Raw genomic sequence first — 11,177 nt, 5'->3', positions numbered from 1 at the left:
TTGGGACGTCCGCGTGCGAGTGCCCGATATGTCCCCCGTTGCGCGATACCCCGACAAGTCCCCTGCTGGGATCCCGCGGATGCGAATCGGCCTCGGCTTTTCGGCGTCACGGTCCGCGTACCTCTGCGCATTCATGGCGATCTGCGCCGCGAACGGTCTGGCGGGTCGAATGTTGCAGGCCCTGGAAGCCGAGGGTTGGGTCGTTGCCGGATCGCGGACGTTCGACATCAGTGCCATCGTCTGGCTCGGCATCGTCTGCGGGATCGCCCTCGCGTTCACCGACCGAGGGGGGAGCGAACCCATGCGCGGGGATGTCGTGGTGCTCGGTATCGCCGCGCCCTTCGTCCTCGCACCTTCTTCCGCGCTTGCGTGGGTCACGCTCACGGCCATCGCGCTCTGGACGCTGGCGACATCATCCGGCCGCCTCGCTCGCGGAGCCGCGATCCTGCTCGTGGTGACGATGCCGATGTGCTGGACCCGTCTCCTGTTCAACCTCGCGGCGCCGTATATTCTGTCGGCCGATGCGCTGATGGTCGCCACAATTCTCGGAACCGAGTCGTCTGGAAATCTCGTGGCCTCGTCGAATGGCCAAACCTACCTTCAGATCTACCCGGCCTGCTCCTCTCTGGGCAATGTCTCGCTGGCATTGCTGGGTTGGGTGATCGCCATCAATGTCGTGAGGCCGCGCGCCCGGCGAAACAACATGCTTTGGGGAGCGCTCGCCTGCTGCAGTGTCGTCGCGATCAACATCCTGCGTCTTGCAGCCATTGGCCTCCTTCCGGAGCATTTCGAGTTGCTCCATGGCGCGGTCGGCAACAGCGTGACGAGCTGGCTCACCCTCGCTGCCATCGGAGCAGTCTGCTGGGCCGGTGTTCGAGCCCGCCCCTCGGATCCTGTCGCGCAAGACCTTCCGAGGCAGGCCGACACCGGTGCGGCCATCCGATGACGCACCCGATGTCCGACCCAGCCAGGGTCGCCGAACCGGGATACCCGGCCGCTGGGGGGACCGACGCGCCGCGGCGCACGGGCCTGCGTGTTCCTGTGGGCTTGGCTGTCCTCGCCCTGTTCGCCATTACGAGCATCGGTGCGAAGGTTCTTATAGGAACTGCTCCGGACATCCGAAATCCTGCTTCCCTTAAGCGAACGCTGGTCGCGCGCCTCATGACAGAGGGCTTCAGCGTCGACGAGGCCCCAGGCTCGGCGGAAGTCTCGCTCACGGCGAGACGTGGAGACTGTCGCCTCGCATTGACGGAGGCGAGACCTCAGGGCTGGAACCACGCCCTGATCGAGCGGCAGACCGGCGAGACGGACAAGCTCATGTTTCTCTTCGAGGGACAGATGACCAGCGATCTGCCCCGCTACCGCGCGACGTGGCGATATCAGACTGCGCGCATTCTCCGTCAGGTCGGTGGACGGCCTCACTGGCATCCCGTGCTGGCGATCCGCGTGGGCCGGCAATGCCCGGTCCGGTTCGAGACTTTCGCCGTCCCCTTGGCCCTGTAGCATCCGCGCCGTGCCGCGTGATCTGTCGCGCCATCTCCTGCACGTTCGGCGCTGCGCCTGGAGCCGGAACCATGCGCCGACAGGATGTGATCGAGGGGCCGAGATCGACCGCCGGCGATACCTGCAAGCCCTGACTTGGTGGCCGCGTCGAGGAGCGCGCAGGCGGTCTGGGCCATCCCCCTGAGACCCGGCTGCATCACCGTTCGCGTAAATCCCTTCATCGCGTCAGTGCGCGATCACAGTGTGACACGAAAGGAACATCATCCTGGTCTGAAAATGACGCATCAGAACTGCGCATCTCACCTCAGGCGACAGGATAGTAGTCACGATACCAGTTTACGAACTGGGGTATTCCTTCTGCGAGTCGAACCTTTGGGCGATATCCAGTGATTGATCTGATTTTTGAAATATCTGCCCAGGTCGATGTCACGTCTCCTGGCTGCATCGGAAGCATGATTTTCTTTGCTTTTCGGCCAACGGCTTGCTCAATGATTTCGATGAAAGTGAGTAGATCTTCGGGAGAATCATTGCCAATATTGAGAATCCTGTTTTCGGCCTCAGGCGGTGGTCGATCGAGAACGCCGATGATCCCATCCACGATATCGTCAATAAACGTGAAGTCACGGCGCATCCGGCCCTCGCCATAGACCTCGATCGGTTCTCCTAGAAAAATTTTACGGGTGAACGAATAGTAAGCCATATCGGGACGGCCCCAAGGTCCATACACCGTAAAGAAGCGAAGCCCTGATTGTTTCAATCCATAGAGATGCGCGTAAGTAGAACTCATCAACTCGCACGAACGTTTCGTGGCCGCATAGAGCGAGACCGGGGAGTCTACCCTATCTGTCTCCGTAAATGCAGCGCCTGACCCTGGCCGATTGCCGTACACAGAACTGGATGACGCATACACGAGGTGCTCGAACCGGCTGTTGTCGCGGCACGCCTCCAAGACAGACAGGTGGCCTTGTAGATTTGAGTGTTGATAGGCGAAGGGGTTCTCGATGGAGTAACGAACGCCTGCTTGAGCACCAAGATGAACCATTCGCATGACGCCTTCGTCTCTGACGAGGGTCCTGAGCGCAGGCGCATTCGCAAAGTCCATACGTTCCATGCGAAAATTGGCAAATTTTTCCAGTCGCCCGGCCCGCGCCTCTTTCAAAGAAACGGCATAGTAATCGTTAAATACATCGATTCCGATTACGCCTTCTCCGCGTTCAAGCAATCTCTTGGCGACATGATATCCTACGAAGCCTGCGGCTCCACTGACGACGACTGGATCGGTTCTGACTGGCATTATGCCCTCATTATCGTTTCTTATCGCGTTGACATCGGCGCAAAGCAATTATAATTGTAAAAGTAGATAAACACAAAAACATTGACCCGATTGATCGGGTAAATTTTTTGTTTTGGCGATGAATTCGGAGACATCTATCCAGGCGATTTTCTCAGGCGCGTGGAAACGAAATCACGGAATAATTCCCTGGCATCGGGATGGCGAGCGCCGAGGGGCCTTCAGCGCATCCACGCGAATGGTCGGCGACGTGCGCCTCGATGGACGGGACCGCGCTTGCTCGACGCCTTCGGAATCACGCGCCGAGACGGAAGTGTCTGCATCTTGGAGCTCCGGGACGACTGGGAGGGACGTCGTGTCTCGCATAGGGTCGGTGTTAGGCTGAAATGTGAGTGTGACCGGGGAGCCTGACGGGCAGCCATTCGAGGCTGGTGCGCGCCCGCAGGTCGAGGGCCCGGTCCGACCGCAGCGTGCCGACGAAGCACCAGGGGCAGATCAGGTCCGAGAACACCGCGATCGTCGGGGACATTCGCGACTCCGGCAGGTCGGGAGGATCTCGGACGTCACCGCGACGGCGTCGTCGCCAGGCGCCGGGCCGTGACGAGGCCGAGGCCGGCGATGACGACGGCGCAGAGGCTGAGGGCGGTGAGCTGGCCGAGGCCCCGGAGGGCGCCACCGAGGATGGCCACGCCCAGGGCCTGTCCGCAGAAGAACGAGAAGGCGTGGAGCGCCACCGCCGAGGCGCGGGCGGTCGGCGCCACCTCGGTCACCTGCACCTGGAAGGTGTTGTGGAGCATGTAGAAGCCGAGCCCCAGGGCCACCAGGGCGGCGCAGTCGAGCTGCCAGGTGCCGGCCAGCCCGAGGGTGACGAGGGCCCCGGCGCAGATCAGGCCGCCGCCGATCAGCATCCGCGACAGGCCGAGGAAGCGCAGCAGCAGGCCGACCGAGAACGCGTAGAGCAGCCCGCCGGCGGCGAAGCCGGCCAGTGCCAGGCCGGCCTCGCGGGCCCCGCCCTCGCCGCGGGCCTCGATCAGCGGGGCGAGGTGGGGAAAGATCCCGAACACCGCGATCGCCTCGATGAACACGGCCCCGAACAGGATGCGGGCGCGCGGATTGCCCACGATGGTGCGGTAGCGCGCGACCGCCGTGCGGAAGTCCGGTCGCCGGGCCGGGGCTGCCGCGCGGCGGTCGAACCCGAGGAGCGCCGCGCCGCAGCCGAGGGCCGCCACCGCCGCGGTGATGGCGAAGACGCCGGCCCAGCCGATCGCCCCCTCGATCAGGCCCGCGAAGGTCGAGCCGGAGAGCTGCCCGAGAATCACCGCCACGAGGAAGCGGCCGATGGCGACCTGCCGGCGTTCGATCGGGATACGGTCGCCCATCAGCGCGAGCGCCAGGGGGACGACGCCGCCGGCGCTGCCCCCGGCGATCATCCGCAGGACGAACAGGGTGTCGAGGCTGGTGGTCAGCGCGCAAGCTGCCAGCGCCAGGGTCAGGATGCCGAGGCAGATCGCGATGATCCGCTCCTTGCCCAGGGCATCGCCGACGGGGCCGAGGATCGGCTGGATCAGCGCGTAGGGCAGGGCGAAGGCGGTGGAGAGCAGCGCCACCGTGTGGGGATCGCTCTGCAGGTCGCGCGCCAGCACGCCGACCAGCGGCTCGATGGAGCGGCCCGCAAAGGTGCTGGCGAAGCCGGCGAAGGCCAGGATCACGATCAGGCGCGTGGTCGAGAACTCGGCCTTCAGGTCCGTGATCCTTGCTGGCGGCGGGCGAGGGGGGCTGGCGCAGGGCGAGGCCCAGGAGCGGGCATCGCCATACGCGGCCGGGATCGGCCCGTCGATCCCGATCCTCCGCGGTCAGGCCTGGACCCCGGCCCGGGCCACGTCGCCGGCATTCGGCAACTCGGCGATGCGCCAGCACAGGTCCATGACCCGGCGCACCTGGGCGTCGGGCAGGATCCCGTCCGCGAGGTCGGTGAACTTGGTCTCCAGCGCGGCGTCCGACATCGGCCGCTCGACGCTGCCGATGGCATGTTCGATGCGCCGGGGCAGGCTGCGGCCGTCCGTCAGCACCACCGTGAGCTCGACCTGCTCGGGCCGGATCGCCGGGTCGACCACCGGCTTCACCCGGGCGCGCAGGGCCGCGATCACGGGGTCGTTCACCGCCCGGTCGCTGAACTGCTTCTCGCCGCCGGCCCCCTCCACCAGCGCCACCGCGACGGCGTGGGTGATGCTGAACTTGCCCTCGAGGCCGGTGCGCGGCGTGGTCTTGCCGGTGAGTTCGAGCACCAGGGGATGGACCTTCATGTCGACCCGCTCGATCATGTCGGGGGTGAGATGGGCCTCGTTGCGCAGCTGCACCGCCGCGTCGATGGCCGGATGCATGACGATGCCGCAGGCGAAGGGCTTGTAGGTGTTCAGCGCCGCCTCGTAGCGGGTGCCGAGCCCTTCCGTGATCTCGCGGTAATCCTGCTTCGTCGAGATGGTGTTGGCCCAGCCGCGCCTGGCCTCGATCATTCCGTCCGAGCTCGTGTAGTTCTTCGCGGCCAGGATCGCGGCGAACAGGCCGTTCGAGGCGGCCCGGCCCGGATTGAAGCTCTTGTTCATGGAGCCGAAGGATTCGCGCAGGCCCACGGGCTGCGAGGCGGCGAGCCCGAGCGCCCAGACCATCTGCTGCTCGGTGAGGCCCATCAGCTTGCCCGTCGCGGCCGCCGCCCCGAACACCCCGGCGGTGCCGGTGATGTGCCAGCCGACATCGTAGTGGTTCGGGTAGACCGCGTTGCCGATCCGGCACTCCGTCTCGACGCCGAGCACCAGGGCGTTGAGGAAGTCCGCCCCCGAGACCGGGTTCATCTCGGCGTAGGCGAGGATCGCCGAGGCGACGGGGCCGGCCGGGTGGATCACGGTCTTCAGGTGGGTGTCGTCGTAATCGAAGATGTGGCTGGCAACGCCGTTCAGGAAGGCGGCGTTCAGGATGTCGAAACGCTCGGGGCGCCCGAACAGGCCGGCCTGCGGCGGGCCGGAGAACGGCTTGAGGGCCGAGACCGCGACGTCCAGGGTCTCGTGATGCGATCCGCCGATGGCGACGCCGACCCAGTTCAGCAGGGTGCGGGTGCCCTCGCGGCGGACGGCCTCGGGCAGGTCCGCGTAGCGCGCGCCGACCACGTAGCGGGCGAGGATCCGGGTGACCTCCGGCGGCACCGGCTTCGGTTCCGCCTTGGCCTCGCCCTTCGTCTCCGGTGCGGCTTGGGCGGGACGGACGGCGCTGCCGGTTCCCGCGAGCGCGAGGCTCGCGGAGCCGAGCAGGGCGCGGCGGTCGATCGTCGGCACGGGCATGGATCTCTTCCTCTGGCGTCCTGCGGCCCGCGCCCGCGTGGACGCCGCCGTGCCGGACGCGCCGGGGCCGAGGCCGCCGGCGGGACCGGAACCGAGGCATAACCCGACCCTCGCGGCAGGGCTCCCGCTTTCTGCAAGCCATCCGCGGTTTTGCGCGCCGGTTACGCATGAGAAACAAGATATCCGGTGGGATACAAAGGTCTGGATGCGCCGTGCAAGCACAGGTTTCGCTTTCGGAGCGTCCTTCCGGCGACGTGCACTCGGAGAGATGCGATTCGGCGTGAATCCCGACGAGCCCGCCGACGGCCCATGTGCTGGCCGATCCGCTTCAGGGCTTGGGGGCCGTCTCCGTCGCGGTGAGGTCGATGTCGACGCCGACCTCCAGGGCGACCCATTGGCCCGAAGCCCAGGGGCCCTGTCCGACGCCGAACTGCGTGCGTACGAGGTCGAGGTGGCCCACCGCCCGGGCCGTCGCTCCCGCGAACGTCAGGCGGAAGGGCAGGGCCGCGTCGCGGCGGATGCCGCGGATCGTCAGGCTGCCGACGGCCTCGTAGGCGTCGCCGCCCTTGGCGACGAACCGCGTCGCCTCGAACCGGGCCTGCGGCGTGGCCTTGACGTCGAACCATTCCGCCTGGGGCAGGGCGGTATCGCGCTGGGCATCGCCGGTCTCGGCGCTCGCGAGATCGATATCGACCACGGCGTGCCCCGTCTCCGGGGTGGCGGGGTCGAAGGTGATCTGTGCGCTGAAGCGCTTGAAGCGACCCTTGAAGGGCGTGCCGACCTGGACGCCCGAGAACCCGATCCGACTCTGGGCCGCATCGACGGTCCAGGCCGCGGCCGCGGCGCAGGCGGGCAGGGCCAGGGGCGCCGCCGCGAGGGCGACCGCGAAGGCGAGGCGAGCGGCGATCATGGCTGGAATCCGGACTTGAGCGGGGTGCGGGGCAGCATCCGCCGGAGGGTGTCGTCGCGCAGGACGAGGTGGTGGCGCAGGGCCGCACCGACATGCAGCAGCAGGAGACCGATGAGGAACCAGGCCCCCCAGGCATGGACCTGCTTCAGCACCGCCTCCATGGCGGCCTTGTTCGCCAGCTCCGGCAGCACCGGCAGGTGCGGCCAGGGCAGGACGCCGTAGAGCACGGTCGGCAGGTTGAAGGGCGAAGCCGAGACCACGGCCCAGCCGACGAGCGGCAGGCCGAGGAGGAGCCCGTAGAGCAGGGCATGGGCCGCGTGCGCGCCGGCCCGCTCCCGGGCCGGCAGCGTCGCGGGCAGGGGCGGCGGCCGGTGGGCCAAGCGCCAGCCGAGGCGCAGCAGCGTCAGGGCCAGCACCGTGAGGCCCACCGACTTGTGCCACTGGTAGAGCTGGAACCGGCGCATCGGCGCCAGGTCCCCGTGCGTCATGGCGAGACCGATCGCGATCAGCCCCAGCACCGCCAGCGCACTGAGCCAGTGCAGCGCGATGGCGACGCGGGTGTAGCGCGGCTCGGGCCCGACGCGGGCGGTCTCGGTCATGACGCGCTCCCTTCGGCGGGGTGGACGGAAAGGCCTATTCCTTGCGCTCGAAGGCGCCCGCGATGGTGAGGTGCAGGTCGTCGCCGATCAGCGGCACGTAGGTCTTCACGCCGAACTCGGAGCGCTTGAGCGTGCCGGTGGCCTCGAAGCCCACGGTGACCTTCTTGTTCAGCGGGTTCACGCCGGCGCCGATGAGGGTGACGGTCAGGGTCACCGGCTTCGTCACGCCGTGCAGGGTCAGGTCGCCGGTGACCTTCGCCTTGTCCTTGCCCTCGGGCGTTACCTTCGTGGAGACGAAGGTCATCTCGGGGAACTTGGCCGCGTCGAGCCACTGGTCGCCCTTGAGCTCGCCGGTCAGCTTCTCGCTGGTCGTCATCACCGAGGCCACCGGGATCTTGATGGACAGCTTCGAGGCGGCGGGGGTCTTCGGCTGCAGCTCCAGGGTGCCCGAGACGTCCGAGAAGCCGCCCGAGTAGTTCGAGAAGCCCATATGCGAGACGGTGAAGCCGACCTGGGTGTGGCCGGGATCGACCGCGTAGGTGCCGGCCTGGATCTGGGCCGGGTCGCGGGTCGGCGGGGTCTGGGCGAGGGCCGGCGCGGCGAACGCGAGGGCGAGGGAGAGGGTCTGGGCGACGAGGGATGGCGAGAGACGGATCACGGGGTTCGCTCCGAGGATGAGGGCGCCGATGAGGGTGGCATCTGGGCGCCGGGTCGGTGGAGCGCCAATAGGCCGCTTCCCGCGGGTGCGATAGCGCGCTAATCGGGGACACATGGTTGCGCATCTGGAAACCTTCGCCGGAAACCTCGACGATGTCCGGGCCTTCTGTGCCGTCGTCGACCTCGGCAGCATGACCCAGGCGGGCGCCTTCCTGCGCGAGACCAAGGGCAGCGTCAGCCGGCGCGTCGCCCGCCTCGAATCGGTGCTGAAGGTGACGCTGCTCGCCCGTACGCCCCGGGCGGTCTCGCCCACCGCCGAGGGGCTCGCCTTCCACGCCCGGGCCCTGGAGAGTCTCGCCCTTCTGGACGAGGCCCTGCAGACGGCCCGCGGTGCCCGCACCCTGCCGCGGGGGCACCTGCGGGTGACGGCCTCGATCGATTTCGGGGTCGAGGTACTGCCGGATCTCGTGGCGAGCTTCCGGGCCCGGCACCCGCAGATCACCCTGGAACTCCTCATCACCGACAGCCGCCTCGATCTCGCGGCCAACCGGGTCGACCTTGCGCTCCGCCTCGGCGGCGGCGACCACCCCGACAGCGGCTACACCGCGCCGATCCTGGCCGACCTGACGATCGGCCTCTACGCGGCCCCGGCCTACCTGGCCCAGCGCCCGGCCCCGGCCGACATCGACGGGCTGGCGGCGCACGACGTGGTGCTGGCCCGGGAGCGTCTCGGTGCCACCCAGATCCTCGTCTCGGACGTGGAGGGGCGCGAGGCCGGGATCACCCTGCGGCCGGCCGTGCGGGCCACGGATTTCGCCACGGTGCTGCGCCTCACCCTGGCCGGGGCCGGGATCGGCCACATCCCGAGCCTCGTCGCGGCCAAGTCCCTGGCCCGGGGCGACCTCGTGCGCGTCCTGCCCGACTGGGCGAGCCGGGGCGGGACCCTGCGCGCCGTCACCCTCGCGGGCCGCGAACTCCCCGCGCGGGTCCGCCTGTTCCGCGAGCACGTCCGCACCGAGATGGCCCGGCGGGCCGCGATCTGCCCCAGGTCCGGGCTCGATCGTCCCACGCCTGTGCCGGCATCGGTGGCGACCTGTGACGAGAGTTCAGGCAGAGTGTGATCCCGGGGGCGGCGCGCCCCGCGCGGCGGGGTTCCGGCGACGAGCGGTCCGGCAGGGTGTCGGCATGGTGCGAGACGACGATGAGGGGCAGGATTGGCGCTCGGTCAGCACCCGCCCCCTGAACCCGGAAGAGCTGGCGGAGGCGCGCCAGCGCGCGCACGAGCCCGGGCGCGGCCGGGGCGCGACCGACCCCGTCGACATCCCCAAGGCCGGCTGGCGGGACATCCTGTGGCGGGTGTTCTGGGCGATGCCGCAGGACCGGGTGCTGACCACGGCGGGCGGCGTCGCGTTCTTCGCCCTGCTGGCGGTGTTCCCGGGCCTCGTCGCGGTGGTGTCGATCTACGGGCTGTTCTCGGATCCCCACGTCATCAGCCAGCACGTCAGCCTGCTGGCGGACATCCTGCCGCCGGGCGCCCTCGAACTGGTCTCGGACCAGCTGGTGCGGATCGCGCAGCGCAGCACCGGCTCCCTGAGCACCACGTCCGGCATCAGTCTGCTGATCGCCCTGTGGAGCGCCAATTCCGGGGTGAGCGCGCTCTTCGACGCCCTCAACGTGATCTACAAGGAGCGCGAGAAGCGCAGCCTGGTCCGCTTCTACGCCACCACCTTCCTGTTCACGATCACCAGCGTGGTGTTCTTCCTCATCTCCACCGGCGCGGTGGTGCTGCTGCCGGCGATCCTCGACCGCCTCGGCTTCATCACCGCCACCGACACCGTCCTGCAGATCGTGCGCTGGCCGGCCCTCCTTGGCGTGGTCACCCTCAGCCTGTCGCTGATCTATCGCTACGGCCCGAGCCGGAACCGGGCGAAGTGGCGCTGGGTGACCTGGGGCAGCAGCCTCGCGGCGCTGTTCTGGGTCGGCGCCTCGGGGATGTTCTCCTGGTACGTGGCGAGCTTCGACAGCTACAACCGCATCTACGGGTCGCTGGGAGCCGGCATCGGGTTCATGACCTGGATGTGGCTGTCCATCGTCATCGTTCTCGTGGGGGCCGAGATCAACTCGGAGATGGAGCGCCAGACCGCCTGCGACAGCACCGAGGGCCGGCCGAAGCCCCTGGGCGTCCGCCAGGCCTTCGCCGCCGACAGCGTCGGGCCGAGCCAGGACTGAGCGGGAGCCCGGGGCCGGGCGGCGCCGTCGCCCCCCTGAGCCCGGGAACAGCGCCGACGCCCGACGGGTTTCCGGACGGCAGAGCGTCGGGAGTGGCGGATGGCCGGACGACAACACGCACGACCACCCGGGCCGGGCGGAGCAGGGGCCGCTGCGGCGCGGGCCGGCGGAGGCGCAGCCGTGACGGGGGCGCGCCCATGGTGAGCGCTTCGGCGACCGTCGCGCAACGGGATCTCGACCGGCTGATCGCCCTCGGGCGGCAGAAGGGCGAGCTCTCCCCGGCCGACCTCCAGGCTGCCCTGCCGATCCACGGCATGAGCGCCGAGGCGATCGCACAGGTGGTCCTGGACCTCGAGGCCGCCGGAATTCCGGTTGAGCTCGAGGACCTGCTCACGGGGCGGGCCCATCCCGACGGAATCGCGCGGCTGCCCCTCGCGCCCGCGCCCGGACCGCCCTCCCTCGACGCCGCACCGGCCGCGCCGCGCCCGGACGCGCCGGCGTCCCGGGCCGGCGCGCCGGTGGCCGCCGGCTTGGAACCGGGTCCCGCGACCCCATCGGCCGAGGGGCACCGGGTCCGGAACGCCGTGCTGGTGGCGGGCCTGATCGTGCTGGTGCTGATGGGGGCGGTCCTGATCGCCCTCGGCCGATGAAGCGCG

The 11,177-nt window shown here is 68.7% G+C and carries 12 protein-coding genes; 5 read left to right on the top strand and 7 right to left on the bottom strand.

What is annotated here, in order from left to right:
- Positions 1–79: 79 nt before the first annotated feature.
- The gene (locus tag ASG51_RS21155; RefSeq protein ID WP_056382882.1) at positions 80–946 is read left to right on the top strand and encodes an exosortase/archaeosortase family protein; all 867 of its coding nucleotides are present in this window, start codon (positions 80–82) and stop codon (positions 944–946) included.
- Positions 947–954: 8 nt separating this feature from the next.
- Positions 955–1,503, top strand: coding sequence for a hypothetical protein (locus ASG51_RS21150; RefSeq protein WP_056211858.1), 549 nt, complete (start codon positions 955–957; stop codon positions 1,501–1,503).
- Positions 1,504–1,807: 304 nt separating this feature from the next.
- Here the strand turns inward: ASG51_RS21150 and ASG51_RS23690 are convergent, their stop codons facing one another.
- The 7 genes from ASG51_RS23690 to ASG51_RS21120 all read right to left on the bottom strand — a co-directional run bounded on the left by ASG51_RS23690 (position 1,808) and on the right by ASG51_RS21120 (position 8,293).
- Positions 1,808–2,797, bottom strand: a complete 990-nt coding sequence (locus tag ASG51_RS23690; protein ID WP_082514171.1) for an NAD-dependent epimerase/dehydratase family protein — start codon at positions 2,795–2,797, stop codon at positions 1,808–1,810.
- A 373-nt stretch (positions 2,798–3,170) separates the two neighbouring features.
- The gene (locus ASG51_RS24395; RefSeq protein ID WP_156389807.1) at positions 3,171–3,323 is read right to left on the bottom strand and encodes a DsbA family protein; all 153 of its coding nucleotides are present in this window, start codon (positions 3,321–3,323) and stop codon (positions 3,171–3,173) included.
- A gap of 34 nt (positions 3,324–3,357) precedes the next feature.
- Entirely contained in the window at positions 3,358–4,545 is a 1,188-nt protein-coding gene (locus tag ASG51_RS21140; RefSeq protein WP_200941369.1) for an MFS transporter, read from the bottom strand.
- Positions 4,546–4,647: 102 nt separating this feature from the next.
- On the bottom strand, positions 4,648–6,126 hold the full coding sequence (locus ASG51_RS21135) for an MmgE/PrpD family protein (protein ID WP_056382880.1): 1,479 nt from the start codon (positions 6,124–6,126) through the stop codon (positions 4,648–4,650).
- A 328-nt stretch (positions 6,127–6,454) separates the two neighbouring features.
- Positions 6,455–7,036, bottom strand: a complete 582-nt coding sequence (locus tag ASG51_RS21130; protein ID WP_056211863.1) for a YceI family protein — start codon at positions 7,034–7,036, stop codon at positions 6,455–6,457.
- Positions 7,033–7,635, bottom strand: a complete 603-nt coding sequence (locus ASG51_RS21125; RefSeq protein WP_056382878.1) for a cytochrome b — start codon at positions 7,633–7,635, stop codon at positions 7,033–7,035. The genes ASG51_RS21130 and ASG51_RS21125 overlap by 4 nt, the downstream gene beginning before the upstream one ends.
- Positions 7,636–7,669: 34 nt before the next feature.
- The gene (locus ASG51_RS21120; RefSeq protein ID WP_244472638.1) at positions 7,670–8,293 is read right to left on the bottom strand and encodes a YceI family protein; all 624 of its coding nucleotides are present in this window, start codon (positions 8,291–8,293) and stop codon (positions 7,670–7,672) included.
- 112 nt (positions 8,294–8,405) lie between these two features.
- Between ASG51_RS21120 and ASG51_RS21115 the strand changes: the two genes are divergently transcribed.
- From ASG51_RS21115 to ASG51_RS21105, 3 genes are all read left to right on the top strand, one after another.
- On the top strand, positions 8,406–9,413 hold the full coding sequence (locus ASG51_RS21115; protein ID WP_056211869.1) for a LysR family transcriptional regulator: 1,008 nt from the start codon (positions 8,406–8,408) through the stop codon (positions 9,411–9,413).
- 64 nt (positions 9,414–9,477) lie between these two features.
- Entirely contained in the window at positions 9,478–10,521 is a 1,044-nt protein-coding gene (locus ASG51_RS21110) for a YihY/virulence factor BrkB family protein (RefSeq protein WP_056382876.1), read from the top strand.
- Between the two features lie 197 nt (positions 10,522–10,718).
- Positions 10,719–11,171 (top strand): RNA polymerase sigma factor region1.1 domain-containing protein, encoded by a 453-nt coding sequence (locus tag ASG51_RS21105; RefSeq protein ID WP_056382873.1) that lies wholly within the window; start codon positions 10,719–10,721, stop codon positions 11,169–11,171.
- Positions 11,172–11,177: the final 6 nt, after the last annotated feature.

Origin of the sequence: Methylobacterium sp. Leaf465 (assembly GCF_001424705.1) — a bacterium.
Lineage (GTDB): Bacteria > Pseudomonadota > Alphaproteobacteria > Rhizobiales > Beijerinckiaceae > Methylobacterium.
Note: the sequence above shows the minus strand (reverse complement) of the source record. Positions and strands in the feature narration are given on the sequence as shown.

Bases quoted from the DNA above. Each gene is read 5' to 3' on its own strand.
- ASG51_RS21110 (WP_056382876.1), top strand. From the start codon at position 9,478: ATGGTGCGAGACGACGATGAGGGGCAGGATTGGCGCTCGGTCAGCACC.
- ASG51_RS21150 (WP_056211858.1), top strand. From the start codon at position 955: ATGTCCGACCCAGCCAGGGTCGCCGAACCGGGATACCCGGCCGCTGGG.
- ASG51_RS21135 (WP_056382880.1), bottom strand. From the start codon at position 6,126: ATGCCCGTGCCGACGATCGACCGCCGCGCCCTGCTCGGCTCCGCGAGC.
- ASG51_RS21115 (WP_056211869.1), top strand. From the start codon at position 8,406: ATGGTTGCGCATCTGGAAACCTTCGCCGGAAACCTCGACGATGTCCGG.
- ASG51_RS21155 (WP_056382882.1), top strand. From the start codon at position 80: ATGCGAATCGGCCTCGGCTTTTCGGCGTCACGGTCCGCGTACCTCTGC.
- ASG51_RS21130 (WP_056211863.1), bottom strand. From the start codon at position 7,036: ATGATCGCCGCTCGCCTCGCCTTCGCGGTCGCCCTCGCGGCGGCGCCC.
- ASG51_RS23690 (WP_082514171.1), bottom strand. From the start codon at position 2,797: ATGCCAGTCAGAACCGATCCAGTCGTCGTCAGTGGAGCCGCAGGCTTC.
- ASG51_RS24395 (WP_156389807.1), bottom strand. From the start codon at position 3,323: ATGTCCCCGACGATCGCGGTGTTCTCGGACCTGATCTGCCCCTGGTGC.
- ASG51_RS21105 (WP_056382873.1), top strand. From the start codon at position 10,719: ATGGTGAGCGCTTCGGCGACCGTCGCGCAACGGGATCTCGACCGGCTG.
- ASG51_RS21125 (WP_056382878.1), bottom strand. From the start codon at position 7,635: ATGACCGAGACCGCCCGCGTCGGGCCCGAGCCGCGCTACACCCGCGTC.